A 25,255-nucleotide genomic window follows, 5' to 3' on the forward strand; every position below is an offset into this window, starting at 1 on the left:
TGATCTCCCTAGAACCGGCCGTTCACAGCGTCTTGAGGATGTCTCGGAGGGCACTGATCGTCTTCTCCTGGACGTCGACCGGGAGAGACGGATACATCGGCAGCGAGAAGATCTGTCCGGCCAGCGCCTCGGTGACCGGAAGCGAGCCCTCCCGGTAGCCGAGGTGGGCGAACCCGGTCATGGTGTGCACCGGCCAGGGGTAGCTGACGTTGAGCTCGATCCCGTAGCCGCGCAGCCGCGTCAGGATCTCGTCCCGGCGGGGGTGCCGCACCACGTAGAGGTAGTACACGTGGTCGTTCCCGTCGGCCACCCGGGGCAGGACCAGGTCGGTGTCCCCGAGGCCCTCCGCGTACCGCTGCGCCACCGCGCGCCGGTCCGCGATGTACCGGTCGAGACGTGTGAGCTTGCGACGCAGGATCTCGGCCTGCACCTCGTCCAGCCGGCTGTTGTGCCCCGGCGTCTGCACGACGTAGTAGCGGCTCTCCATGCCGTAGTACCGCAGGCGCCGCAGGTTGGCCGCCACCGCGTCGTCCGCGGTGATCGTCGCGCCACCGTCACCGTACGCGCCGAGCACCTTCGTCGGATAGAACGAGAACGCCGCGGCGTCGCCCATCGTGCCGGCGAGCACACCGCCGTGGCGTGCCCCGTGTGCCTGGGCGCAGTCCTCCAGGATCAGCAGGCCGTGGCGGTCGGCGACCTCGCGCAGCGGCCGCATGTCGACGCACTGTCCGTACAGGTGAACCGGAAGCAGGCAGCGGGTCCGTTCGGTGAGGACCGCCTCCACCTGCGTGGTGTCCATCAGGTAGTCGTCCGCCCGGATGTCGACGAACACCGGCGTGGCGCCCACCGCGTCGATCGCCACGACGGTCGGTGCGGCGGTGTTGGACACGGTGACGACCTCGTCTCCGGGTCCCACGCCGAGCGCCTGCAGACCCAGCTTGATGGCGTTCGTCCCGTTGTCCACGCTGACGCAGTGCGGGACGCCGTGGTAGGCGGCGAACGCCTCCTCGAAGCCCTGGACGCTCGCGCCGAGCACCAGCTGGCCGGACCGGAACACCGTCTCCACCGCGTCGAGGACGTCCGGACGCTCACTCTCGTACTCGGCGAGGTAGTCCCACACCCGGATCGTCACGGCCGCTCCTCGACGGCGACGGCGACGAAGAGTCCCCGGCCGCCCTGGACGTCCTCGATGTAGTCGGCGTCGAAGCCGGCCGCGGCGAAGGCCGCCTCGTACTGGGCCCGGCTGAACAACGTGTGGGTGTACGTCTCGGCGAAGTGCCGCACCCCGGTCTCCGGGTCGGCCACCAGGAAGTGCACGTCCATTGTCGACCGGTGCCCGGAACGCGCGGTGTGCGACATCCGCGCGATGGTCGACCGGCCGCTCCGGACGACGTCACCGGAGATGAATCCGTCCACCGACTTCTCCAGGAACCACCACGGCTCGACCACGACGACGCCACCGGCGGAGAGATGCCGCCCGAAGCAGCGCAGCGTCTGCCGCAGTTCGTCCTCGTCATGGGTGTGGCCGACGGACCCGAACAGGCACACCACGGCGTCGTACTCGCGGCCGAGGTCGAACCCCCGCATGTCGCCCTGGTGCAGCCCGGCACCGGGCAGCTTGCCCCGGGCCACGGCCAGCATGTCCTCCGACAGCTCGATCCCTCCGACGGTGTCGAAGAACTCGGCGAAGTGCACGAGGTGGCCGCCCGCGCCGCACCCGATGTCGAGCAGGGAACGCGCTCCGGGGAACCGGCTACGGACCACCTCGGTGATGTACTCCGCTTCGGTCCGGTAGTCCTTTCCCCGGCTCTCGTTGAGGTCGTCATGGATCTCGGCCACGTCACGTCCGTACATGGGGCTCCTCTCCGGTAGCTTCACCGCGATCCAGCAGAGCGGCGACAGTGCGGTCCACGGCATCGTCGAGCGCCGTCCGCGCCCGCCAGCCGGAAGCGAGCTGGAAGGGTGCGGGATCAATCGTGACGCTCAGAAAATCGATCACAGGCGCGTGCGCGGGCGGCGGCACGGACGTCACCGGCACCGGCGGCCGACCCGTGTGCGCGGCGACCGACGCCGCGATCACACGGAACACCGAGCCGACCGTGTCGTGCCGGCCGGTGCCCACCAGCCAGTGCCGGCCGGCCAGTTCGTCAGGTCGCCGCATGGCTGCCAGGAAGGCGTCCGCCGCGTCCTCGACGTACACCAGGTCGCGCTTGACCGTTCCGTCGTGCCACATGGTCAACGGCCGGCCGGCGATCGCCTGACGCGCCATCGCGGAGACCACGCCGACGTCGGGCACGCGGGACAACCCGCTCTGGCCGAAGACCGTCGGCAGCCGCAGGCTCACGCCCCGGATCACCGACGCCTCGGTCGCGGCCTTGAGGATGCCCTCGGCCCGAAGCTTCTGACGGTCGTACGCCGTCTCCGGGCGGTCCGGTTCGCTGCCGTTCATGGGGTGCTCGGGCGGACGGCCGACCTGCGAGGTCGTCGCGGCGAACACCACCACCGGAGGCGCCGCTGCCGGCCGTCGCCGGCCGAGGATGTCGACGAGGTCGCGCGCGACGCCGACGTTCACCCGGTCGCCCTCCGGCGTGTCCGCGTCACGCCATCCGCCGCTGTGCTTACCGAGGTGAAGGATCACGTCGGCGTCCGCGACGGCGTCGGCGAGACATCGCGGGTCGGTGAGGTCGGCGGTACGGACCTCCACGTCGGCCACCACCTCGTCCGGGACCGGGCTGACCCGGCGCGACACGGCACGCAGCCGGATCGGGAGCTGCGAGAGGCGGGCGGTGACGACCGATCCCAGATATCCGGACGACCCCAGCACGCTCACCAGTGGACCCACCGCTCCTCCGACCTTCGGTACTCGCCTGTTTCCGTCACCCGGCACGGTCACCGCTGCGGGCCGGTGCTCGGCCTCCCCCGGCGGTAGATCGCCTGCCAGTAGAAGCTCCACGGCACGGCCCAGGCGTCGGCGACGCAGCGCCAGTCGTCACCGGGCCGGTAGGCCGCGATGAACTCCGGGACGGCAGCGCGCACCGCCCGGTCGTCGTGGATGTCGAGCACCTCGCGCAGCAGGCCGGTCTCCATCGCCCGGCGCAGGGCGTCGTCGCCCTCGACGTGCCCGTCCAGGCTCTCGTCCCAGTACTTGCCGACCGGGTTCTTCACGTACAGGGCCGTGCCCCGCTCGCCGATGAGGTCGAGGTAGCTCCGTGCGGTCTCCGGGGCCATCTCGGCGAACGAGTCGATGTTGATGCACAGATCGAACTCGCTCTCGCGCAGCGCCGCGTCCACGTCCTCGTCCTCCACCGGGACGAAACGGATCTTGGCGAACCGGGCGTCGTCGAGGACCTCCCGGAGATACCGCCGGTTGAGGTGCATGGTGCTGCGCAGGTCCACGATGCAGTAGGCGGCGATGTCGTGGTTCGACAGCAGGGTGTGACACGTTCGTCCGTAGCCCGCACCGATCTCGAGGACGCTCGCACCCGCCAGGTCGACGCTCTGCTCGATGAAACCGAGTTCGAGGGTGGCCTGCAGATAGTCGAGGCAGATGCTCTCGCCGCCCACGCGGACGGCGATGGGGTTGCCCACGTCCCGGTGGGTGGTCCTGCGCAGCCGCTCCCAGTCGGCCGGACCGAGCGCTGTCGCCAGGTTGTGGACGAGCGTCTTCAGGTACCGGACGCCGTTCACCTCGGGATTCCACAGCGAGATCTTGTGGTTCGGCCGCCCCGACTTGAAATTCGCGAGGTCGACGGCCGCTTCCTCGGTCACCCAGTGCCTGCTGATGCGTTCCCATTGCCGGCTGGCTTGGTACGTGTCTGCCATGTCGATTCGTCTTTCGCCAGAGGAGAGGAGCCGGAAATGCCGATTTAATCGCTCGGTGAGCGCCGACGTACTCGACCTCGACGGAGCTTGGCATCTGGCCGATCCCGCCACAACCTCGCGATTGCGGTCGGCCGTGTTCAACTGAACGTTCTCGCCGGTCGAACGGCATCCGGAACCATCGCGCGCAGTTCTGAACGAGCTGTGCGGATCGATGAATGCCGCTATCGTGAGGCGCTCCGGTGCCGCCCGCCCGCAGGCGTGGCAGTGGGCCGACTTCGGCCAGGGCCGGTGGGGAAATTCCGGCAGCGAATTCCAGGCGGCCCAGCCGTGGGCTGTCGAGCCGCGTCGACCACTGGAGGTGGCAAATGTCGGAGAAGGTGGATGTCGATTCGCTCAGTGATCTGGCGACCCCGTGGAGCCTGCGGGTGGTGGTGACACTGGGCATCGCCGAGCACGTGGCAGCCGGCGTCACGACGATCGGGGAGCTCGCCCGGAAGACGGACTGCGATCGCGACGCGCTCGCGCGGGTCCTGCGCCATCTGGTGGGCAAGGGCGTCTTCGAGGAGCCGGCCGAGGGCGAGTTCGCGTTGAACGAGGCGGCCCGCACCCTGCTGGAGCCCGGTCCGCTGCGCGGGCTCACCCTCGACGGCCACGGCGGTCGCAGCGCCGCCGCCTGGAGCGGGCTGCTCGCGACCGTCCGCACCGGCCGCCCGGGCTACGAGACCGTCTTCGGACGCTCGTTCTGGGAGGACCTCGAGGCTCATCCCGAGATCGCGGAGAGCTACGACGCCATGATGGGCCATCGGGCCGGCGACGCCTCGGATCCCGCCGTTCTCGTCGACGACGACTGGGCGGACGTCCACCACGTCGTCGACGTGGGCGGCGGTACCGGCGAGACGCTGGCCGAGATCCTGCGGGTCCGGCCGCACGTGCACGGCACCCTGGTCGACCTGCCCCGTGCGGTCGCCCGAGCCGCGGAGGTCTTCGCCGCCGCCGGGGTCGCCGACCGGGCCGCGGTCAGCGGGCAGAGCTTCTTCGACCCGCTCCCGCCCGGAGCGGACGTGTACCTGCTCAAGCGCCTGCTGCTGGACTGGCCCGACGAGGAGGCCGCCGCCCTGCTCACCCGGTGCGCCGAGGCCGCAGCCCCACGGGGTCGCGTCGTCGTGGTCGGTGGTGTCTCCCCCGGGCGGGAGGCCGCCCGGGCCGGGCTGATGATGATGGTGCAGACCGGCGGCAAGCCCCGCACGCTGGACGAGTTCCGTGCCCTGGCGGCGCGGGCCGGCCTGGCGGTCACCGCGTACGGGCGCACGCCGTCCGGCCAGTTCGTGGTCGAGTGCCGCCCGGAGGCCGGCAGCCCCGCGCGGAAGGCCGGCGACCGAGCATGAGATTCCTGTTCCTCACCACCGGCAGCCACGTCACCGTCTACGCGACCGCCGCTCTGGCGAAGGCGGTGCGCAACGCGGGGCACGAGCTCCTGGTGGCCACGAACGAACCGCTGATCGATGCGGTGGAGGGCATCGGCGTACCCGGAGTGTCGATCATGCCGGAGCCGATCCGGCACTTCCTGACCGGCGTCGGCTCGACGGACGAGATGGTGGTCGCCGGCCGCGGCCTGGCCAGGATGGCCGCCGCCGCGACGCCCACCCTGCGGGACCTCGCGGAGGACTGGGCTCCCGACGTGGTCCTCGGGAGTTCGATGAGCTACGCGGCGGGCCTGCTCGCCACCCGGCTGGGCGTCCCCTTCGTCCGGCACGCCGAGTACCTCCAGATCCCGATGACGGAGATCGATCCGGCGGCCGAGGAGGAGCTGGCGCCGCAGCTGAAGGACCTGGGCCTGGGCGGGCTCCCGGATCCCGCGATGCTGATCGACGTCACTCCGCCGTCCCTCGGGCCGTCGCCGTCGGCGCGGGCGCAGCCCATGGGTTTCGTCGCGACGAATCCTCAGCGCCGCCTCGAACGATGGATGTACACCCGGCCGACGGACCGGCCCCGGGTGCTGATCACCTCCGGGACGCACCACCGCATGCTCGCCGGCAGCGCGCTGCACCACCTGGTGCGGCAGCTCACCTCCGCGGGAGCCGAGGTGGTGATCGCGGCGCACGCGGAGGTCGCCGCGGAGTTCGGGGCGGACACGGACGACGTCCGCGTCGGCTGGATCCCGCTGGACGTCGTCGTCCCCACCTGCGACCTGACGGTGCACCACGGCGGGGCGACCACCGCGATGACCATCATGACGGCGGGGGTCCCCCAGCTGATCACTCCCCCGAACACGCACACCAGGGCGATCGCCGGCGTCCTGTCGGCCGCAGGCGCGGCGCGGACGATCCGGTCGGAGCTGCCGGAGGGGAGCCATGACCTGGCTGACGCCATGGCCGCGGACAGCCGGGAGATCCTCGCCGACCCGCGGTACTCCCGGCGGGCGCGAGCCCTGGCCGCCGAGATCGCCGCGCTCCCGACGCCGGCCGATGTGGTCCGACGGATGGAGTCGCTGGTCACCGGGTGACCGGTCCGACAGGGACCCGGCCGGGGCAGTCGCCCTCGGCCGGGTCCCTTCGTGTGGACCGAATCCGCCGGCATCGAGTTATTTGAATTCCCCTCGGCCGTCACCGCCTCCGGACGCCCGTGCCGTAAGGACTGAAGAATCGACCCGATCCGCATGATCGACCGACCGGGTCGGCAGGCCGAACCGCTCCTCGTCGCCATCACTGTGCATTTTCCGCCAGCCATGTCGGCCGGCCGGGCACCCCGCCGTCGGCCGACCGATCGATGGCCGCACCACGACCTCCGACAGCGCTTCCCTCCGCACCGGCGTCAGCCTGGGACGATTCGAATGGCCGGACTGGCGAGGTAAGACCCGAATAGGCGCTGTTGCAGCGTTACGTGCCGCATTCCCCCGCCGAATCGCCGCCGCACGAACTCATTGATTCGACCTGTGAAGCTGGTTTGACAAAGCGCGTCGAGCCCTGTCGAATCAGCGGCCACGCATCTGTGAATGCATTCGCTTTCGAGCAATGGGGGAATGGATGAGAAAACTGTTAGCCGGCGCGGCGGCGGTTGCGCTGGGTCTGACGGCACAGGTCACCGTGGTCCCCTCCGCGGCGGCGGCCCGGCCGGCCGACCGGCCGATTGCCGGAATCGCCTGGTCACCTTGTCCGGACGACGACCCTCTGATGGACGACTATCTCGTGGGGCTCGAGTGCGGTTCCCTCGAGGTTCCACTCGACCACTCCCGGCCGAACGGCCAGAAGATCACTCTGGCCCTGACCCGGGCCAAGCACACCTCGCCCGAATCGCAGTACCAGGGCGTCGTCCTGTTGAACCGGGGCCAGTGGCCGGGCACCATCGGACGGGATCTGCCGACCCGCTTCGCGGACGGCTCCACCGGCCTGCTGACCTCCGTGGGCTCCACGTACGACTGGATCGGCTTCGACCCGCGCGGCGTCGGCGCGAGCGAGCCGTCGATCAGCTGCGATCCCACGTACCTCTACCCGGGCGGGGCCCGGCCCGACTACGTTCCGGCCGGCAACGCCGAAGAAGCGGTGTGGGTGAACCGGGCGCGCACATTCGCCGAGAGCTGCGGGCAGAAGTACGGTGACACGCTCAAGTACTTCCGGACGGCGGACACCGCCCGCGACATGGACCTCATGCGGATCGCCCTCGGCCAGGAGAAAATCAATTACCTGGGCTACTCCCACGGCACCTACGTCGGCTCCGTCTACGCCTCCCTGTTCCCGAACCGGGTACGGCGCATGGTCCTGGACAGCGTGGTGCGGCCGAGCAGCGTCGGGTACAAATCCCTGCTGGAGACGAACGAGGCCTTCGAGAAGCGGGCCCAGATCTACTTCGCCTGGATCGCCGAGCACGACTCGTACTACCACCTCGGACGGACGCCGGCACAGGTCGAGGCGAACTACTACAAGGGCATGGCGATGCTCCGCAAGGCGCCGATCGACGGCAAGATCGGGCCGGCCGAGTACAGCGACATCTTCTCGGTGAACGTGTATCGCAGCTACATCTGGACCTACCACGCCGGGGTGCTGGCCGACTGGGTGCTGCGCGGGGACCCGTCCGGGCTTCGGGACAACTTCCTCGAGCCCGACTTCCCCGCCCAGAACACTCACGCGATGTACCGCGCCGTGCAGTGCGTCGACGGCCCCTGGCCCCGGAACTGGAACCAGTGGCGGACCGATCTGTCCCAGCAGCACCGCAGGGGCAACAAGTTCATGACCTGGAACAACGGGTGGTACAACGCGCCGTGCGCCTTCTGGCCGGTGCCGGCGGGCAAGCCGACGAAGGTCGGCGACCGGAACGTGAACATGCTGCTGATCCAGGCGGAACACGACGCCCTCACGCCGGTGCAGGGCGCCGTCGAGGTACACCGGTTGTTCCCGAACTCCCGGCTGGTCCTGGAGCGTGGCGGCGTCTTCCACGGCGCGTCCCTGACCGCCAACGCCAACGCGTGCCTGAACAACCACGTCATCGCCTACCTGAGGGACGGCACCCGGCCGAACTCGGTCGCCGGCGTCGACGCCCACTGCAACGCCAATCCGTTGCCGGATCCGGCTGACGGCTGACGGCTGAGCACGGCACCGGGCCTCTGGCCGGGAGACATCCCGGCCAGAGGCCCGCTCTGCTATGCGCTGGTCGCCCTCCACAGGAAGCCGTCCGGGTCGACGAAGTATCCCGAGTAGACCCCCGGCGAGGTCTCCGCGCCGGCTGCGGCGACGTGGCCGCCGGCCGGAGTCACCGCGGCCAGAAGGCTGTCGACCTCGTCGCGCGACGCCGCGGCGCGCTCGAAGGCCGCCGCGCGGAAGCCGGCGCCGCCGCTCTCCTTGACCCCGGCGTCCTTCGCCAGCATGCCGCCGTCCATCAGGCCCAGCCGGCAGCCGCCCGAGGTCGGCTTGAAGTCGATGTACTTGCTGCCGTAGTCGCGGTCGACGGTCATGCCCAGGGCCTGGTAGAAGGCCGTGGACGCCTTCGTGTCGGCCACCCCGAGCAGCACGCCGACCTCGCTCGGGACGGGCGTCTCCTGCGCCGGGCCGGTGTCCTTCTTCTCGGACGACGCGAGCTTCCACACCGCGCCGTCCGGCGCCTGGAACACACCGGAGAAGCCGGCGAACATGGCCTTCTTCGCGGGCTTGAGGACGCTCGCGCCGTGCTGGGCGGCGGCGTCGAGAATGCTCCTCACCTCGCTGGGCTGGTCGACGATGTAGGTGAGGACGTAGCCGCGATAACCGGGCGCCTTGGGCTCCACGTTCGCCTCCGCGGCCAGCGCCTCGGACGGGCACACGGCCAGCTGTGCGACACCGTGCAGGTCGAGTTCGACCCGCTCGTCCCGGTGCTCGACCCCGGTGGGCAGGAACACGGACTTGTAGAAGGCGTGGGCGGCTTGCGGGTCCGTCGCCCCGATCGTGATCACGTCGGGCAACAGCATGTGACGACCTCCTCTGGCTGAGATGACGATGCGGGCCGGGACCGGTTCCCGGCCCTGGTTGACGAAGAGAACGAGGGTGGGGCTCAGCGTGCCTGCTGAATCCTGATCAAATTGCCGGCCGGGTCGCGGAACGCGCAGTCCCGCACGCCGTAGTCCTGTTCGATCGGCTCCTGCACCACGTCGGCCCCGCTGGCCTGGACGCGCTCGAAGACCCCGTCGAGGTCGGGAGCGGACAGGAGCACACCGGCGTACGTGCCCTTGGCCATCATCTCCTGGATGGTGCGCCGCTCCTCGTCGGTGATGCCGGGGTCGGCGGCCGGCGGCTGCAGCACGATCGACGTCTGCGGCTGGTCGGCCGGCCCCACGGTGACCCAGCGCATGCCGTCGTAGCCCACGTCGTTGCGGATCTCGAACCCCAGCACGTCGCGATAGAAGGTGACCGACGCGTCCGCGTCCTCGTGCGGCAGGAAGCTTGAGTGAATTGTGATGTTCATACCGCAAACGCTAGCGGCCGCCGCGCGACCAGTGCTTCTTGATTCCTGACGCTTCTGGTCCCTTTCCGTCGGTTCCACGAGGGCTCCTCCGCCGTCCGAGGGACCACCCGAACGAGCCCGCGCCGCCCCCGGCGGCGGCGCCTCCAGCGCGGTTCGACCCGCCCTCCGTTCCTGCCTGAGGGCCCGGGCGCAAGGTGGCGATGGTCGTTTCCGTCCGGGTGCGATCGGGAGAGGGCTGACTCGATGGATTTCGTCAAGGCGTGTCCGGTGGCAGACGTCCCGGATGAGGGCGCGATCGCGCTGGAGATCGAGGGCACCACGGTGGCCCTGGCCCGCAGCGGCGGGCAGGTGTACGCGATCCACGACCTGTGCTCGCACGCCGAGGTCTCACTCTCCGAGGGCGAGGTGTACGACGGCACGATCGAGTGCTGGCTGCACGGATCCTGCTTCGACCTGCGGACCGGTGAACCCACCAACCCACCCGCGACCCGGCCGATCGGCACCTACCCCGTGCGGGTGGAGGACGGATACGTCTACGTCGCCCTCACCCGGACCGCCGAGCGGCAGCCCTGATGGGGAGCGGTCGCGCGGCGGCGCCGCCCTCGTCCATCGACTCGCATGAGGAGAGCCCATCATGAAGACCCCACGGCTGCCGGACGGGCTGCGTTCCGTGCTGCATCACCTCAAGATGGGCCTGATCTGGTCGGGAGCCATGTGGGCCGGCGTGCCGACGGGATTCGTGACGATGCACATGGACGAGCCGCTGACAGCGGCCGAACGCGCCGAGTGGGCGGCGCTGGAGCAGCGCCTGCGGTAGCGGATCCCCGGCTGTGCGCACTGCCGTCCGACGCCGCGTTCCGCGGGCTTGCACGACATATGGTTCTCGTCCGGAGCATGCCGCCCCGTCGCGCCCGAGGGCGCGACGACGCCTCCGGTGGCGCGCCGCGCCTGACGCACGTCGGCTGAGGAGGCCTGGTGACCACCGCTGACCCCCATGTGCCGTTGCGGCGCATCCTCCGGCTCTTCCGCCCGTACGGATGGAGCCTGCTGCTCGTCGCCGCTCTCGTCTGCGCCACCTCAGCGGTCTTCCTCGTCAACCCGTTCCTGATCCGCGAGATCCTGGACGTGGCCCTGCCCCAGGGACGGACGGGCCTGCTGACCGTCCTCGCCCTCGGCATGATCCTCGCCTCGGTCGCGAACAGCTCCTTCGTCGTCTGGCAGACGTACGTGTCGACGAAGGTCGGCGAGCAGGTCATGCACGACCTGCGATCGGCTGTCTACGCGCACCTGCAGCGCATGCCGCTGGCCTTCTACACGCGGACCCGCGCCGGCGAGGTGCAGTCGCGGATCACCAACGACATCGGCGACATGCAGGCCACCGTGACCACGTCCGCGACGACCCTGGTGTCCGACGTGACAGTCGTGGTGGCCACCGTCGTCGCGATGGCCATCCTCGACTGGCGTCTCACCATCGTGTCGCTGGTGATGGTGCCGTTCTTCGTGTGGGTGGGCCGCCGGGTGGGCAACCAGCGGCGCCGCATCACCCGGGAGCGGCAACGCCAGTACGCGACGATCGCCGCGATCGTGCAGGAGTCGTTGTCCGTCAGTGGCGTGCTGCTGGCCCGGACGATGGGACGCTCCCGCTCGCTGACCGACGCCTTCACCGCCGAGTCCCGGACCTTGTCGGATCTGGAGATCCGCTCGCAGACGGCGGGCCGGTGGAGCCAGGCGACGACGTGGGTCGTCATGGCGTCGATGCCGGCGGTGATCTACTGGGTGGCGGGGCAGAGCGGCCGGGGCGACAGCATGGCGATCTCCATCGGTACGTTGGTCGCCTTCACCACGCTGCAACAGAACCTGCTGCGACCGGCGGTGTCCCTGCTGGATGTCGCCGTGGAGCTGCAGACCTCGCTCGAACTGTTCAACCGGATCTTCGAGTACCTCGACCTGCCGGTGGAGATCAGCGAGCCCCGGCACGCCAACACGGTGAAGCCGCGCGGCGAACTGCGGATGCAGGGGGTCTGCTTCGCGTACCCGGGCGCCGCCCGGCCCACGCTCAACGCCATAGACATCACCGTTCCCGCCGGGCGCAAGCTCGCCATCGTCGGCGAGACCGGATCCGGCAAGACCACCCTCAGTTACCTGATTCCGCGGCTGTACGACGTGACGTCCGGGCGGGTGACCATCGACGGCGTCGACGTGCGGGACATGTCCGCCGACTCGCTCGCCGGGGCGGTCGGGATGGTCTTCCAGGAGACCTACCTGTTCCACACCTCGGTCGCCGAGAACCTGCGGTTCGCCCGGCCCGGTGCGACCGACGACGAACTCGTCGCGGCCGCGAAGATCGCACACATCCACGACCACCTGATGTCTCTTCCCGACGGCTACGACACGGTGGTGGGCGAACGCGGATTCCGGTTCTCCGGCGGGGAGCGGCAGCGCCTGGCGATCGCCCGCGCGGTCCTGCGCGACCCGCCGATCCTCGTGCTGGACGAAGCCACGAGCGCCTTGGACAACCAGACCGAGCAGGCCGTGCACCAGGCCATCGAGGCGGCGAGCGCCGGCCGCACCACAGTCACGATCGCCCACCGGCTGTCGACGATCCGGGACGCCGACGAGATCATCGTGTTGGACGCCGGCACGATCGTCGAGCGCGGTACCCACGACGAACTGCTGGCGCTCGGGGGCCACTACGCGGTGCTGATCAGCCGCGACGCCCAGCTTCCCGCCGAGACCCGCTGACGGGACCACCACCGGTCGGGCCGGGCGCGGATCACGCGCCCGGCCCGCGGCACGCCGGTACCCGCACCGGCCGTTTCGCCGTGCGGGTCCGGCACCGCGGGCCTGCCTTGCTACGGATTGAGCACCCAGGCGGAATCGTGCCGGGTGAAACCGATGTGCGGGTAGTAGTCGCTCGCGGCGGGCGCCGACAGGAGCACGATCTTGGCCATCGGCGCCTCGTTCCGGGTCGCCTCGATGAGGGCCTTGCCGATACCGGAGCGCTGATGGGAACGCGCGACGGCGATGTCCGAGAGGTAGGTCACGTACGAGAAGTCGGAAACACTCCTCGCGATGCCCACCAGCTCACCCTCGATTCGGCAGGTCACGATCAGGTTCGCCGATCTCACCATGGTGGCCATTCGCGCGACGTCAGCAACGGGCCGGCGCTCGCCCAGCCCGGAGGACCGGTAGACGCCCAGGACCGCTTCCATATCCAGGTCGGCGCCCGTCTCGCGTTCAATCTTCCAGTTCACGGAGGCTTTCCAATCGCTTGAGGACGACATCGTGGTGGACGAGGAAACGGTCCGGCCGAAGCGGGCCGACGTCGACCCCCTGGGCCCGGAGCAGGGTCCCGAAGTCGGCGTCGCCGGAGCCGGCTCCGTCGGCGGCGGCCTGGACCGCCCGGTAGGCACGTTCCCGCTCGGTGCCGCGCTCCAGCAGGTCGGCCAGGACCGCGGAACTGTAGACCAGGCCGTTGGTGAGGTCGACGGCCGCCCGCATGCGGTCGGGAAAGACCTGGAGCCCCGCCACCAGCGCCGTCGCCGCGCTCACCTGGTAGTGCGCGACGATCATCGCGTCCGGCAGGACGACCCGCTCCACCGAGGAGTGCGACAGGTCCCGCTCGTGCCACAGCGCCACGTTCTCCAGCATCGTCCCCGAGTATCCGCGCAGCAGGCGCGCCAGTCCCACCAGTCGCTCGCTGCTCGTGGGGTTGCGCTTGTGCGGCATGGCGCTCGACCCCTGGTAGGCGGCCGGCCGGGGCTCCTCCACCTCACGGATCTCGGTGCGTGAGAGCAGGCGGACCTCGGTGGCGATCTGCTCGACGCATCCGCCGAGGAGGGCGATCACGTGCAGGAGTTGCGCGTGCCGGTCGCGCGCCACGACCTGGGTCGGCGCGGGTTCCACGCCGAGGCCCAGCTCGGCGCAGACGTACTCCTCGACGAACGGGTCGATGAGCGCGTAGGTCCCGACGGACCCGGAGATCGTCCCGACCGCGACCTCCGAGCGTGCCGCCCGCAGCCGCCGCACGGACCTGTCGATCGCGAAGGCGAAACCGGCGAACTTGTGGCCCAGCGTGGTGGGCTCGGCGTGCATCCCGTGGGTCCGTCCGATGCACACCGTGTGCCAGTGCGCGACCGCCTGGTCCGCCAGCACCGCGCGGAGCCGCACCGCCGCACCGAGCAGCAGGTCGCAGGCCCGGGCCATGGTGGAGCCCTGGGCGGTGTCGACGAGGTCGTAGCTGGTCATCCCGAGGTGCACCCACCGGGCGGAGTCCTCCGGGATGCCCTCGCAGAGGGCCGCGAGGAAGGCGAGGATCTCGTGGTCGCGCTCGCGCTCGTGCGCGACCACCTGGGCCACCGAAGGCACACGGGCGCTCCGGATGTCGTTGAGGGCGCTCTCCGGTACGCGTCCCAGAATCGCCTGCGCCTGCGTGGCCAGGACCTCCACCTCGGTCCATGTCGCGTAGCGCGCCTGGTCCGACCAGATGTCCGCCATCTCGGCCAGAGAATAACGGGGAATCATGACTGTGCAGAATAGTCATTTCGTCGATGTGCTGTACAGCCGTGTTTTCTGTTTTATCCGTGCGTGCTTTCGCCTGGTAGACCATTTTTCAGCAGTTGAACAGAGCCCATCCCGAAGGATGAGGCATTTCTTCTCCGCGATTGCTCCGACCGGCTCCCACCGGCACGCGAACACTTGCACGAATACGTGTCGATGACCTGTAGTGGTGCGGTGCCGGTATTCACGGGTTCCAGTATCAGGCAGCCGGTCTGCGGCAGCATCCACGAGACGAGACAACTGTTTCTCACGGGCCGTTCGACGGTCGCGGCGCACGTACGGAACGTCCTGGACGCCATTCGCGACACCGACCCGGAAATCGGGGCGTTCGTCGCGGTGGCGGGCGACGGCGCGCTGCGCGAGGCGGACGCGGCCGACCGGATGATCCGCACCGTCGGCGAGGCGGCCTTCCGGGAACGGCCGCTGCTCGGCGTCCCGGTCTCCGTCAAGGACCTGATCCAGACACGAGACCTTCCCACCCGCCGGGGCTCGCTCCTGCCCAACCGCCGCGCGGCGGCGGACGCGCCCGCCGTGGCGCGCCTGCGCGCGGCGGGTGCGATCGTCGTGGGCAAGACGACGACGTCGGAGTACGGGTGGAGCGCCAGCACGGTGAACCGGCTCGCCGGGCCGACGCGGAACCCCTGGGCACCGGACCGGACCGCCGGCGGTTCGAGCGGCGGATCCGCCGCCGCGGTGGCGGCGGGCCTGTGCGCCGCGTCGATCGGCACGGACGGGGCCGGCTCGGTACGTATCCCCGCGGCGTTCTGCGGTGTGGTGGGGTTCAAGCCGTCCTTCGCCCGGATCCCCTACGTACCGCCGTGCGCCGACCGCCTGGCGCACGTGGGACCGCTCGCCCGCAGCGTCGCCGACGTCGCCGATCTGATGGCGGTGCTGACCGGGCCGGACCAGCGGGACCCGGACTCGTCCACGGGCCCCTTGGCGTCCCGGGCGGCGCCCGCGTCGCTGCGGATCGGCTGGCTGGAGTTCCCGGGAACGTCCGACGAGGTCCGCGGCGTGACCGAGGCCGTCCCGTCGGTGCTGACCGGCCTGGGCCACCGCGTCGAGCGCATCGAGGTCCCGTTCGCCGACCCGTACGCGGCCCTGGTGGATGTCGTCGCCGCCGCCGAGGCCGACGGTACGGCGCCGGAGGACGAGCACCTCTGCGACGAGGGCCGGCTGGCGGTCGTGCGGTACGGGCGGTCGCTGACCGGCGCGGCCGTCATACGGGCCGAGGAGGTGCGGATGACGCTGCGGGCGACGCTCGCCGCCGTGATGGAACGCTACGACCTGCTGGCCATGGCGACCGTCCCGATCGAGCCGTTCGACGCCGACGCCGTCGCCCCGCCCTGGGCCGCCGACCCGGCCGATCTGCTGTGGCTCGCGTGGTCGCCGGCGACGTACCCGTTCAACATCACCGGTCAGCCGGCGCTGTCCCTGCCGGCCGGCCTGACGTCCCGCGGGTTGCCGGTCGGGCTGCAACTCGTGGGACGGCCCGGCGACGACGACCTGGTGCTTCGGCTGGCCGCCCGGGTCGAGTCGGAACTGGCCCACACGATGCTGCCGTCCGGCTGCGAGAGTCAAGGAGGACGATGACGATGTCCAGGCGATGGTCCCTGCTCGGCGACGGCAGCGGCGTCGGGCGCCCCTCGTTCGTGACCGAGTTCGGCCTGTGGGACGACGAGCAGGCTGCCGCGGCCGAGAAGGTCGAGGCGCAGCTCGACGACGTGGATCTCGTCCGGGTCGTCTTCTGCGACCCGCACGGCCTGGCCCGGTCCAAGACCGTACCGGTAAACGTCTTCCGCACGGTGCTGCGCAACGGCATGGACTTCAGTCCGGGACCGTTCCTCTTCGACACCGGCCATGCCGTCGCCGTGGACTTCCTCGCCGACTCCGGCGTCGGCGTCGGCGAGCTGCTCGGCGCGGGCGACTTCGTGCTGGTCCCGGATCCGCGCACGTTCCAGGTGCTGCCGGTGCGCGAGCAACGGACCGCCTGGGTCCTCGGCAACGAATACCTGCGCGACGGCACGCCGCACCCGCTGGCGTCCCGCGAGGTCCTGCGCCGGGTGTGTGCCACGTACGCCGACCGGCACCTCGTGCCGGTGATCGGGCTCGAGGTCGAGTGGTACCTGACGCGCCGGACCGCCGGGCCGGTGGGCAACGAGGGCAACGGATTCGGCCGGCAGGGCCCGGCCCCTTCGGTGGAGGCCGTCAACCCCGGGTACCAGTTCAACCTCGACAGCTACTACGACGCGGTGGCCGACGTCGCCGACCCGTTGGCCGCGATGCTCATGGCACTCGGCCTGCCGCTGCGCACGATCGAGCACGAGTCCGGTCCGGGGCAGCTCGAGACGACGTTCGACCCGATGCTGGCGCTGGACGCGGCGGACGCGATGCTGCTGTTCCGCACCCAGATCAAGCAGGAGTGCAGGCGCCGCGGCTACCACGCGTCGTTCATGACGCTGCCCCGGCTGGACGGGTTCGACCCGAGCGGCTGGCACCTGCACCAGTCGGTGACGAGCACGGCGACGAGCCGCAACCTGTTCGCGCCGGACGCCGGCACGGCGGGTCCGCTCTCCCCCGCGGGCGAGGCCTACGTGCAGGGCCTGCTGGCCCACGCGCGGGAGCTGTGCCTGCTGTCCGTCCCGACCGTGAACGGCTACCACCGGCTGGCGCCGCGGTTCACGCTCTCCCCCACCGCCGCCGACTGGCGCGAGGAGGACCGCAGCGCCATGGTCCGGGTGCTGAGCGGCGGCAGTTCGACGCACGTCGAGAACCGGGTCGGGGAACCGTGCGCGAATCCGTACCTGGTCATCGCCTCGCAGCTGTACGCGGGCCTGGCCGGGCTGGACGCCGGCGCCGCCCCGGGCGGCGGTGAGGCCGACGGGCTGCCGACGTCGCTGGACGAGGCGATCGACGCGTTCCGGGCGAGCAGCCGAGCCGAGGAGCTGCTCGGCACGCCGCTGAAGACCTGTCTGACGAAGCTCAAGGAGAGCGAGGCGTCCCGCTTCCGCGCCTGGTGCGCGACGGAACACCCGCCCGCCGACCACGTCACCGAATGGGAGCACCGCGAGTACTTCGGTGTCTTCTGACCACGCCGGCCCCACCCGCTCGAAAGGAGAACGGTCATGTCACGGTACGACTGGGGAGGGTCCACCCCCGCCATCGACAAGCTCAAGGACGCCGTCGAGCCCGCCCGGCAGAAGGTGATCGGGCACCCACTCTACGGTCAGCTGAACACCGTCGACGCGGTGGTCACCTTCATGGAGCACCACGTCTTCGCGGTCTGGGACTTCATGTCCCTGCTCAAGTCGCTGCAGCGGCAGCTCACCTGCGTCGAGGTGCCCTGGGTGCCGTCCGGGCATCCCGGCAGCAGCCGGCTCATCAACGACATCACCCTCGTCGAGGAGAGCGACGAACTCGGCGACGGCTTCATCAGCCACTTCGAGCTGTACGTCAACGGCATGCGTCAGGCGGGCGCCGACACCACCCGGATCGACGAGTTCATCGGTCTGCTGCGCGCCGGCGAGCCGGTGCGGGCCGCCGCCCAGAAGGCCGGCGTGCCCGGGCCTTCGGCCGAGTTCATCGGTACGACCTGGACGATCATCGAGGGCGCGCCCGTGCACTGTCAGGCCGCCGCGTTCGCGTTCGGCCGCGAGGACCTGATTCCCGACATGTTCGACCAGGTGGCCGCGCTCGACGCCGGCGTCGGCGTGCTCTCCACCTTCGTCGACTACCTGCGGCGGCACATCCAGGTGGACAGCGAGGAGCACACGCCGATGGCGATGCAGATGCTCGCCGACCTGTGCGGGGACGACAACGACAAGTGGGAGCAGTGCGAGGACACCATCAACACCGCGCTGGCGGCCCGGGTCCGGCTCTGGGACGGCATCCTCGCGGAGATCTCCGAGCGCTCCCGCTGATCGGCCGTGCGCTTCGTACCGGGCGGCCGCCGGCGTGCCCGGGTGACACCAGGAAGACGAGGTGAGGACAGGACATGCCGTGGGCAAAGGAGACCGCTGCCGGAGCGGACGCCGCGCGCGCCGCCCGGATCGCCCAGCGGACCAGGAACGAGGACTGGAAGAAGCCGCCACGCCGCATCGAGGCTTCCGAGTGCATCACGTGCGACACGTGCCTGCGCAGCTGCCCGCCCGAGTTCGGGGCGATCTTCGACCGGGGGCTGGACGTCGTGATCATCCCGGAGCTGTGCTCCGGGTGCCCGGTGTGCGTGATGGTCTGCCCGGTCGACTGCATCTATGTGGACGAGCAGTGGACGGCCACCGACGACAGCCTCTGGAACCACATCGACCTCACCGCGGAGGGGCAGCATGACCTTGCCGGTCGAGCCCGATAGCGGGCTCTCCCGCAGAGCCGCTCTGGCCAAGGCACGGCAGAGCCGCCGGCCCAGCCGGCTCGGGCGGCAGGCCGGAGCCGCGGCCCGGCCCGACTACCTGGTCGCCGGGGACGCCGGGTTTCCCGGTCTGCTGAAGCGGGTCTGGCAGCGCGCGGCCACCGAACCGGACCTGGCGGCGGCCCTGGACACGCTGCTCACCCTCGACGGGCACGTCCCGGCGGACATCCAGCTCCGGGCCCTGCCCGCCGCGGAGGAGTGCGCACTGCGGATCCTGTTCGGCCGCTCGTGGCGCGACGACGGCGGCGGCGTGGCGCCGCAGCCGGCCGGTGGCAGCGAGGCTGCCTTCCTCGGCGAGGTCGGGCTGACCACGGGCGGCCGGGTGGTCGTCCGGGTGCCGTCGAGGGGTCCGCTCACCAGTACCGACGACCTCGTCGGCGGTGTGCTGCGCGTACCCTGGTCCGCGCAGGACCTGGCGGACTACCGGACGCGGCTCGCCGAAGCCGACGAGCGCCTGCGCGACTCGGTCGCCGACTGCCGCCGCTGGCTGGCCGACGCCGGCCCGGACGGCCGGGAGAAGGTGCTGGAGGAGCTCACCGAGGCGGTCCGCCGGACCGCGCCGGTGGTGTTCTACTGCGGCGACCGGCAGTACACCAACTTCCGCGACCACAACACCCTGACCGGCAAGACGCTGTGGCCCGGGCACCCCGACTGCGCGTTGAGCAGCCTGGTCGCCGTACCGCTCGAGCTGTGGTCGGACAGCGATGTCCTGATGGTGGTCTGCCTCACGCTGCTGGTCCGGTCGGCCGGGTACGGCCGGATCGAGGAGGCCAACGGCACCCAGCTGACGCTCGACCACGTGGCCCACCTCCTGGAACGCACGCGGGTCGCGTACAACGCGGTCCCCGGCGGGGACCCGGTGCCGGCCGCCGCGTCGGCCGGGGTGGCGGCCCTCGACGCGCTCGCGGTGGCGGTCGCGCGGCGCCGACGCGAGATCGCCGGGCGGGTTCAGCTCTACCGGGAGATCCACGGACCGTTGATGCACAAGGTCGAGCGGATCGCCGGACCCGCCACCGCCAGGGTGGAACGAGCCGAGGCGGACCTCTGCGCCCGCCTGCGTGACCGGCTCCCCGTCTCCGGAGCGACACTCGGGGAACTCGGTGCCGGCATCGACGCGTCACCCGGCTGGCTGGTCGAGCCGCACGGCGACTTCGGCACGGGGCTGGAGTCCCTGGTGTACGAGACGGTGTGCGCGGCGACCACGGTGTTCGACGCCGACTTCGCGATGAGCCGCGGCATGCGCTCGCTGACCCGCCTCGTCGCGTCACTACGGGAGGAGAGCTGGTCCACGATCACGGCGTGGGACATCCCGCACTTCTTCTGCTGCGTGGTTCCCACGCCGCAGGCCCGCCGGTACTTCGGGGACTCCCCCGCCCACCTGGCCGACACCGCGTGGTCCATCGCCGCGCGCATGCAGTACAACTCGTGGCACTTCCTGGTCGGCAACCTGCCGAAGGTGCCGGCGGTGGTGGACCGGGACTACTTCGTGCCGCCCACGATGCCGGACATCGCCTACCACTCCGATCAGCACCATCACGGCCACGTCGCCGCCAAGGTGCGCTTCAGCATCCGCAGTCCACAGCCCGTCGTCGTGCTGGGACGTACCTTCACCGGCTTCGTCGACCTGCGCCTGCTGCGCAGCGAAGGGAAGCCGTTCGACGAGCAGGACCTGCTGGCCACGCATCGCACGTCGGGCTTCATCGCCCGGGCGACGACCAGCGCCGCCCGGCTGGTCGCCGACGGCGCCGGCCTCGACGTCACCGCGTTCGACAGCCGGTGGCACTGGGAGACGATCACCGCACGATAGGACGACAGCCGCACCGCCGGCGGCCCCTGGCGAGAACGCCAGGGGCCGCCGGCGGTGTGTGGACCGGGTCAGGCGGGCGTGGTCTGCGCCGCGGACCGGGAGTGCACGACGCGGTAGGTGTTCCACTCGGCGGAGGTCGCCAGCGAGTCCCGCTTGTCCAGCGACGCGCGGCGCGCGGCGGGCTGATCCGCCGAGGGCAGGGCGCGGAACGCGTCGTAGGACTCCTTGCCGTCCCACTGCGAGTAGACCACCACGAAGTCCTTCTCCTGACCCACGGCCGTCAGACCCCCGTCGGTGCCGCCGACGCCGCGCGACCGGATGCCGCGCAGGACGGTCTGGGAGCGGTATCCCGGCACGTCCACCAGCCACTCGTGCATGGCGCCCTGGACGCGGATCAGCTCACTCTGGTCGGCGGGCGCCACCCCGAGGATCTCGATGACCGTGTAGTCGTCGCGGTCCGGTGAGATCTCCGTGACGTCACCCAGTGACGGGTGGCGCTGACTCAGCTCGACCTCCGTCTGCATCAGCCGGATGTACGTGGCGATCTCGTGGAACACCGGAACCGTCCGGTGCTTGAACTCGTCGCCGGCGTACCGCGACTCCAGGTCCTGGTTGCCTCGCCACTGGATGAAGTTGGCGGTGCCGGGCCGCTCCTGCCCCTGGTGCACGGTGCTCGAGATCCAGCCGGGGTAGTCGGCGACGTCGACGATCGCCCGCATCTCGCCGACGAGCCGGTGCACACGCTCCGGGGTGTCGGTCTTGAACAGGTTGATGACCGTCAGGTAGCCGTTCTCGGGGTCGATGAAGGGCATGCTTCTCCTCGCATCCTCTGATGGACGTGATCGCGGCGGCGCCCGCCGCGAGAGGGCTAGGCTCGGCCGAACCACCGGGCCAGGGCGTCGGGCAGCTCGGTGCCGTCCGCCGCGTCGGGACGGACCCACGCGACATAGCCGTCCGGGCGGACCAGCACGGCGTCGACGTCGGCCAGCGCGCCGGACGGCCGCGACGCCGGGGTCACCACGTCGACCCGGTCCTTCCACGGCTCGGCCGCGGCGCGCAGCTTCGCGTCGTCGGCCAGGTCCAGGACGACGGCCCGGCCGGAGTGCAGGAGTTCGAACGCGCGCGTCGTGCCGGAAGGACCGAAGTCGCCGCTGAGCTCGACGTCCGGCAGCCGCCGGCCGAGCAGCGGGTGGCTGCCCGCTCCGACGTCGTAGCGGATGTCCAGGCCGGTGACCATGCCCACCAGCAGCTTCTGGACCTCCTCGTACGCGAGCAGCTCCGTCATGACAGCCCGCATCGGGTCCATCTCGTCGCCACCCAGGTACAGGATGCGCTGCGCGAGGGTGTTGGTCAGGATCCGGGCGCCCACCGGGTGCCGCTCGTCGTGGTAGGTGTCCAGCAGGTCGTCCGGGGCGTGACCGTTGATCACGGCGCCCAGCTTCCATCCGAGGTTCACGGCGTCGCCGACCCCCGCGCTCATCCCCTGCGCGCCCACCGGCAGGTGGATGTGGGCGGCGTCGCCGAGCAGGAACACGCGTCCCCGCCGGTACTCCGCCGCCTGCCGGCTCGCGTCGGTCGTCCAGCTCGTCCACAACGGCTTCCCGCCGCTGATGTCCTCGCCGGTCAGCCGGTTCCACGCGGCGGCGACCTCGGCGAAGCTCGGGGCGCCGTCACCCTGCCGGGTCATGCCGCGCTCGTAGACGACGACGCGGTTGACCCCCGGGCCCAGCGGCAGCACCATGACCATCCCGCCCGGCACCCGCTCGCCGGAGAAACGGGGCCGCAGTTCACAGCCGGCCACGTCGGCGAACCACATCTCGATCGTGGCGTCGGTGCCGGGGAAGTCCACGCCGACCAGCTTGCGGACGGTGCTGCGGCCGCCGTCGCACCCGGCCAGGTAGCGGGCACGCAGCTGCTTGCGGCCCTCGGGGGTGACCACGTCCAGCTCGACGCCGTCGTCGGTCTCCCGCACACCTGTCACGTCGTGGCTCCGGAGGACGGCGGCGCCCTGCTCGGCGGCCCAGCCGGTCAGCACGCCCTCGGTGAGGGACTGCGGCTTGCCCCGGGCGCCGTACGAGCCGCCCTCGACGACGCGGTAGTCCAGCGGGAGCCCGCCGAAGTGACCGAAGGGGATGGTCTGCAGCTCGCCGAAGCGGGGCAGGAGCCCGCGCTGGTCGAACTCCTCGATGGTGCGCGCCGAGAAGCCGAGCGCACGGGACTGCTTCGTCGGCTCGGCGAGCCGGTCCAGGACGAGGGCCTCGACGCCGGCCAGGCGAAGCTCCCCGGCGAGCATGAGCCCGGTGGGGCCGGCCCCCACGATGATGACGTCCGCGTCAAACTCTGGCATTGTCCGTCCTACCTTCCGCGAGTAGCAGCTTGTCGATCGCCCGGTTCAGGCCGTCCTCGTCGTCGCCGGCCCACGCGATGTAGCCGTCGGGCCGCAGGAGGAGGGCAGTGGTTCCCGGAAGGGAACCCTTGTCGGGACGTGCGTGGACCGTGGGAACAGTGCGGCGGACGGCGTCCGGGCCGGGGGCGAGCCGGACCACGACCGGCCCGGGGTTCGCCACCGGAAGCGGTCCCGAGTCCGTGCGCAGCCGCAGGTTCACCACCCGCCGCCCCACCAGCGGCGATGTCGGCGGGCCGTAACGGTCGCCGAAGTTGGCGGCCGTCTCCGCCAGGTGGGCGCGGACCTGGCCGAGTGCGACGAGTTCGGCGAGGACCGCGCGCAGCGGATCGATCTCGGCGCCGCCCAGCAGCAACATCTCCTGCGCCGCCACGTGGTCGAGCACGCGCGCCGCGACGGGGTGCCGCTCGTCGTGGTAGCTGTCCAGCAGCCCCGGAGCGGCCCGGCCGTCCACTGTCGCGGCCAGCTTCCAGCCCAGGTTGACCGCGTCCTGGAGCCCGACGTTGAGAGCCTGACCGCCGATCGGCATGTGCCAGTGGGCGGCGTCGCCGGCCAGTAGGACCCGGCCACGCCGGTACGCGTCGGCCTGGCCTCTGGAGTTGTCGAACGCGTCGAGCCAGACGGCGGTCCCGCCGGACAGGTCCTCGCCGGTGACGTCCCGCCAGGCCCGGATCACCTCGCCGAAATCGGGAGGACCGCTGCGCCGGGTCACCGGCCGGCCGCGCGGGTGCACCATCACCCGCGTCACGCCGTCGCGGGTCGCCGCCACCGCGAACCCGCCGTCCAGCCGCTCGAACCTGCGGTCGCGGATCCGGACACCCGTCACGTCCGCCCGCAGCAGCTCCTTCGTCGCCGGCGTGACCGACGCCGGGAACCCGTGCAGCCGGCGTACGGTGCTGTGCGCCCCGTCGCACCCGACCACGAAGCGGGCCCTGACGGTCCGATCACCGTCTGGTCCCCGGAGCCGGCACACCACGTGGTGCGGCCGCTCGGTGAGCCCGATCAGCTCCTGCGCCCGCAGCACTGTCACGCCGAGGCGTTCGGCCTGCCGCCCGAGGACGGCCTCGGTCCGGTACTGGGGCACCTTCCAGCCGCCCCGGTAGTCGCTGTCCAGCTGCGACAGGTCGAACGCGAGACCCGCGAAGTGCGCGCGCGGCTCGTGCACCGCCTCGTCGAGCAGCTCGTCGAACCCGCGCTCGTGCAGCAACTCCGCGGTCAACGTGGAGAGCTGGCTGGCCCGCGACTCGGTCATCGGCGTGGCGAGACGCTCCACGACGACGACCGGCACGCGAGCCCGTCCGAGTTCGCAGGCCAGCATGAGTCCGACCGGGCCCGCACCGACGACGACGACCGGGGAGACGGTCACGGGACCGGGTGCCTGCCGCCGCCGCCCTCGGCGTACGCCTTCGCGGCCCGCAGGGTCGTCAGGCTGTTGGCACTGAGGGCGTTGCGGACCAGCTGCTGCGCCGTGGCCAGATCGGCCTCCGGGCCCAGGAGCTCGGTGATCCGCGCGGTGTTGATCCGGACCGTGTGCCGCGAGGTGACCGCCACCTGGCCGGCACCCTGCGGCTCGATGAGCCAGCGGCCGGTGTGCAGCGTCATCAGTGCGGGCGTGACGGTCTGCTTGTACACGATGCTGCGGTGGGGTTCACACACGCGGACGGAGCGCGTCGTGTGCACCGACCCGTCCTTGGTCCGGGTGTCCATCTCGAGCACCTGGAGGCCCGGCGAATCCTCGTCGAGCGAGACCCGGGCGACGTGCGGGAGCCGCTGCGGCCACAGCTGGGCGTTGTTGAGGAAGTCGTAGACGTCCTCGGCGCTGCCCTCGACCGTCACGGTGTCGGCGAAGGTGAAGCACTGGCCCGGCTCCGCCGGCTCGGCGCTGGACTTCAGCGCCTGCAGCTCCGACGCGCTGTTGCGGTCCACCGCCTGCTTGATCCACTCGAGGTCGGCGGGCTCGTCGCTGGCCGGGAAGAAGTCGTGCAGCAGCCGTACCCGGCACCTGGCGTCGGTGATCGGCTCGATCACCCACGCCCCGCCCATGCCGCCGACCGGATGCTGCGACCGCTCCTGCCGGAACGACACGCTCAGGCGCCCGGGGTCGTGCCGGCGGCGGGACGTCCACGTCTTGGCGACGCCGTTGGCGGTCGCCCAGATCCTGATCAGCTCGGTGTCGCCGTCGCGTTCGAGACACTCGGCGTGCACGGTCGGCGGGAACACCTCCGGCCAGGTGCCGACATCCTCGATCAGGGCGTAGACCCGCTCGGCGGGAGCGTCGACGACGATCAGGTGCTCCGTCTCGTGGACCGTATCGGTGGTCACGTTT

At 70.9% G+C, this 25,255-nt stretch carries 23 protein-coding genes; 11 read left to right on the top strand and 12 right to left on the bottom strand.

All coding sequences use genetic code 11. The annotated features are described in order from the left end of the window. Nucleotides 1–22: 22 nt before the first annotated feature. From ACQP26_RS19020 to ACQP26_RS19035, 4 genes are read right to left on the bottom strand one after another with little or no spacing between them, the layout of a single operon-like run. A complete protein-coding gene (locus ACQP26_RS19020) occupies nt 23–1,132 on the bottom strand; it encodes a DegT/DnrJ/EryC1/StrS family aminotransferase (RefSeq protein ID WP_433493556.1) in 1,110 nt (369 codons plus the stop codon). After that, the gene (locus ACQP26_RS19025; RefSeq protein ID WP_433493557.1) at nt 1,129–1,854 is read right to left on the bottom strand and encodes a class I SAM-dependent DNA methyltransferase; all 726 of its coding nucleotides are present in this window, start codon (nt 1,852–1,854) and stop codon (nt 1,129–1,131) included. Before ACQP26_RS19025 ends, ACQP26_RS19020 begins: the two co-directional genes overlap by 4 nt. Next, the gene (locus ACQP26_RS19030; protein WP_433493558.1) at nt 1,841–2,842 is read right to left on the bottom strand and encodes an NAD-dependent epimerase/dehydratase; all 1,002 of its coding nucleotides are present in this window, start codon (nt 2,840–2,842) and stop codon (nt 1,841–1,843) included. The genes ACQP26_RS19025 and ACQP26_RS19030 overlap by 14 nt, the downstream gene beginning before the upstream one ends. Nucleotides 2,843–2,889: 47 nt before the next feature. After that, nucleotides 2,890–3,822, bottom strand: a complete 933-nt coding sequence (locus ACQP26_RS19035; protein WP_433493559.1) for a putative sugar O-methyltransferase — start codon at nt 3,820–3,822, stop codon at nt 2,890–2,892. 377 nt (nt 3,823–4,199) lie between these two features. Here ACQP26_RS19035 and ACQP26_RS19040 point away from each other — a divergent pair, with 377 nt between their 5' ends. From ACQP26_RS19040 to ACQP26_RS19050, 3 genes are all read left to right on the top strand, one after another. Then, on the top strand, nt 4,200–5,207 hold the full coding sequence (locus tag ACQP26_RS19040) for a methyltransferase (RefSeq protein WP_433496161.1): 1,008 nt from the start codon (nt 4,200–4,202) through the stop codon (nt 5,205–5,207). Beyond that, entirely contained in the window at nt 5,204–6,325 is a 1,122-nt protein-coding gene (locus tag ACQP26_RS19045) for a glycosyltransferase (RefSeq protein ID WP_269705358.1), read from the top strand. Before ACQP26_RS19040 ends, ACQP26_RS19045 begins: the two co-directional genes overlap by 4 nt. 520 nt (nt 6,326–6,845) lie before the next feature. Continuing rightward, the gene (locus ACQP26_RS19050) at nt 6,846–8,396 is read left to right on the top strand and encodes an alpha/beta hydrolase (protein WP_433493560.1); all 1,551 of its coding nucleotides are present in this window, start codon (nt 6,846–6,848) and stop codon (nt 8,394–8,396) included. A 59-nt stretch (nt 8,397–8,455) separates the two neighbouring features. On the opposite strand, the gene ACQP26_RS19055 is transcribed toward ACQP26_RS19050, so the two are convergent. Together ACQP26_RS19055 and ACQP26_RS19060 are read right to left on the bottom strand one after the other, a co-directional pair. Beyond that, nucleotides 8,456–9,256 (bottom strand): VOC family protein, encoded by an 801-nt coding sequence (locus tag ACQP26_RS19055; protein WP_281577422.1) that lies wholly within the window; start codon nt 9,254–9,256, stop codon nt 8,456–8,458. Nucleotides 9,257–9,339: 83 nt separating this feature from the next. Continuing rightward, nucleotides 9,340–9,750: a VOC family protein gene (locus tag ACQP26_RS19060; RefSeq protein WP_269705355.1), complete on the bottom strand. Its 411-nt coding sequence runs from the start codon at nt 9,748–9,750 to the stop codon at nt 9,340–9,342. Between the two features lie 243 nt (nt 9,751–9,993). Between ACQP26_RS19060 and ACQP26_RS19065 the strand changes: the two genes are divergently transcribed. From ACQP26_RS19065 to ACQP26_RS19075, 3 genes are all read left to right on the top strand, one after another. Beyond that, the gene (locus tag ACQP26_RS19065) at nt 9,994–10,323 is read left to right on the top strand and encodes a non-heme iron oxygenase ferredoxin subunit (RefSeq protein ID WP_269705354.1); all 330 of its coding nucleotides are present in this window, start codon (nt 9,994–9,996) and stop codon (nt 10,321–10,323) included. Nucleotides 10,324–10,384: 61 nt separating this feature from the next. Continuing rightward, the gene (locus tag ACQP26_RS19070; RefSeq protein WP_281577421.1) at nt 10,385–10,567 is read left to right on the top strand and encodes a hypothetical protein; all 183 of its coding nucleotides are present in this window, start codon (nt 10,385–10,387) and stop codon (nt 10,565–10,567) included. 158 nt (nt 10,568–10,725) lie between these two features. After that, a complete protein-coding gene (locus ACQP26_RS19075) occupies nt 10,726–12,492 on the top strand; it encodes an ABC transporter ATP-binding protein (protein WP_433493561.1) in 1,767 nt (588 codons plus the stop codon). A gap of 110 nt (nt 12,493–12,602) precedes the next feature. On the opposite strand, the gene ACQP26_RS19080 is transcribed toward ACQP26_RS19075, so the two are convergent. Both ACQP26_RS19080 and purB read right to left on the bottom strand, forming a co-directional pair. Then, on the bottom strand, nt 12,603–13,004 hold the full coding sequence (locus ACQP26_RS19080; protein ID WP_433493562.1) for a GNAT family N-acetyltransferase: 402 nt from the start codon (nt 13,002–13,004) through the stop codon (nt 12,603–12,605). Beyond that, nucleotides 12,988–14,247 (bottom strand): adenylosuccinate lyase, encoded by a 1,260-nt coding sequence (purB, locus tag ACQP26_RS19085; protein ID WP_433493563.1) that lies wholly within the window; start codon nt 14,245–14,247, stop codon nt 12,988–12,990. The genes ACQP26_RS19080 and purB overlap by 17 nt, the downstream gene beginning before the upstream one ends. Before the next feature lie 219 nt (nt 14,248–14,466). Here purB and ACQP26_RS19090 point away from each other — a divergent pair, with 219 nt between their 5' ends. The 5 genes from ACQP26_RS19090 to ACQP26_RS19110 all read left to right on the top strand — a co-directional run bounded on the left by ACQP26_RS19090 (nt 14,467) and on the right by ACQP26_RS19110 (nt 20,525). Continuing rightward, nucleotides 14,467–15,903, top strand: a complete 1,437-nt coding sequence (locus tag ACQP26_RS19090; protein ID WP_433493564.1) for an amidase — start codon at nt 14,467–14,469, stop codon at nt 15,901–15,903. Next, nucleotides 15,900–17,399, top strand: coding sequence for a glutamine synthetase family protein (locus ACQP26_RS19095; RefSeq protein WP_348650994.1), 1,500 nt, complete (start codon nt 15,900–15,902; stop codon nt 17,397–17,399). The genes ACQP26_RS19090 and ACQP26_RS19095 overlap by 4 nt, the downstream gene beginning before the upstream one ends. A gap of 36 nt (nt 17,400–17,435) precedes the next feature. Then, nucleotides 17,436–18,230: a DUF3050 domain-containing protein gene (locus tag ACQP26_RS19100; RefSeq protein ID WP_433493565.1), complete on the top strand. Its 795-nt coding sequence runs from the start codon at nt 17,436–17,438 to the stop codon at nt 18,228–18,230. Nucleotides 18,231–18,304: 74 nt separating this feature from the next. Then, nucleotides 18,305–18,661 carry a 4Fe-4S dicluster-binding protein gene (locus ACQP26_RS19105; RefSeq protein WP_269705346.1) on the top strand — a complete coding sequence of 119 codons (357 nt, stop codon included), beginning with the start codon at nt 18,305–18,307 and terminating at the stop codon, nt 18,659–18,661. Then, nucleotides 18,636–20,525: a hypothetical protein gene (locus tag ACQP26_RS19110; protein ID WP_433493566.1), complete on the top strand. Its 1,890-nt coding sequence runs from the start codon at nt 18,636–18,638 to the stop codon at nt 20,523–20,525. Before ACQP26_RS19105 ends, ACQP26_RS19110 begins: the two co-directional genes overlap by 26 nt. Nucleotides 20,526–20,593: 68 nt before the next feature. On the opposite strand, the gene ACQP26_RS19115 is transcribed toward ACQP26_RS19110, so the two are convergent. From ACQP26_RS19115 to ACQP26_RS19130, 4 genes are read right to left on the bottom strand one after another with little or no spacing between them, the layout of a single operon-like run. Further along, nucleotides 20,594–21,337 (bottom strand): antibiotic biosynthesis monooxygenase family protein, encoded by a 744-nt coding sequence (locus ACQP26_RS19115; protein WP_433493567.1) that lies wholly within the window; start codon nt 21,335–21,337, stop codon nt 20,594–20,596. 56 nt (nt 21,338–21,393) lie between these two features. Then, nucleotides 21,394–22,872 (bottom strand): FAD-dependent monooxygenase, encoded by a 1,479-nt coding sequence (locus ACQP26_RS19120; protein ID WP_433493568.1) that lies wholly within the window; start codon nt 22,870–22,872, stop codon nt 21,394–21,396. Beyond that, nucleotides 22,859–24,295 carry an FAD-dependent monooxygenase gene (locus ACQP26_RS19125; protein ID WP_433493569.1) on the bottom strand — a complete coding sequence of 479 codons (1,437 nt, stop codon included), beginning with the start codon at nt 24,293–24,295 and terminating at the stop codon, nt 22,859–22,861. Before ACQP26_RS19125 ends, ACQP26_RS19120 begins: the two co-directional genes overlap by 14 nt. Further along, nucleotides 24,292–25,251 (bottom strand): aromatase/cyclase, encoded by a 960-nt coding sequence (locus ACQP26_RS19130; RefSeq protein ID WP_433493570.1) that lies wholly within the window; start codon nt 25,249–25,251, stop codon nt 24,292–24,294. Before ACQP26_RS19130 ends, ACQP26_RS19125 begins: the two co-directional genes overlap by 4 nt. Nucleotides 25,252–25,255 lie beyond the last annotated feature (4 nt).

Origin of the sequence: Micromonospora sp. CA-248089 (genome assembly GCF_050948515.1) — a bacterium.
GTDB lineage: Bacteria > Actinomycetota > Actinomycetes > Mycobacteriales > Micromonosporaceae > Micromonospora.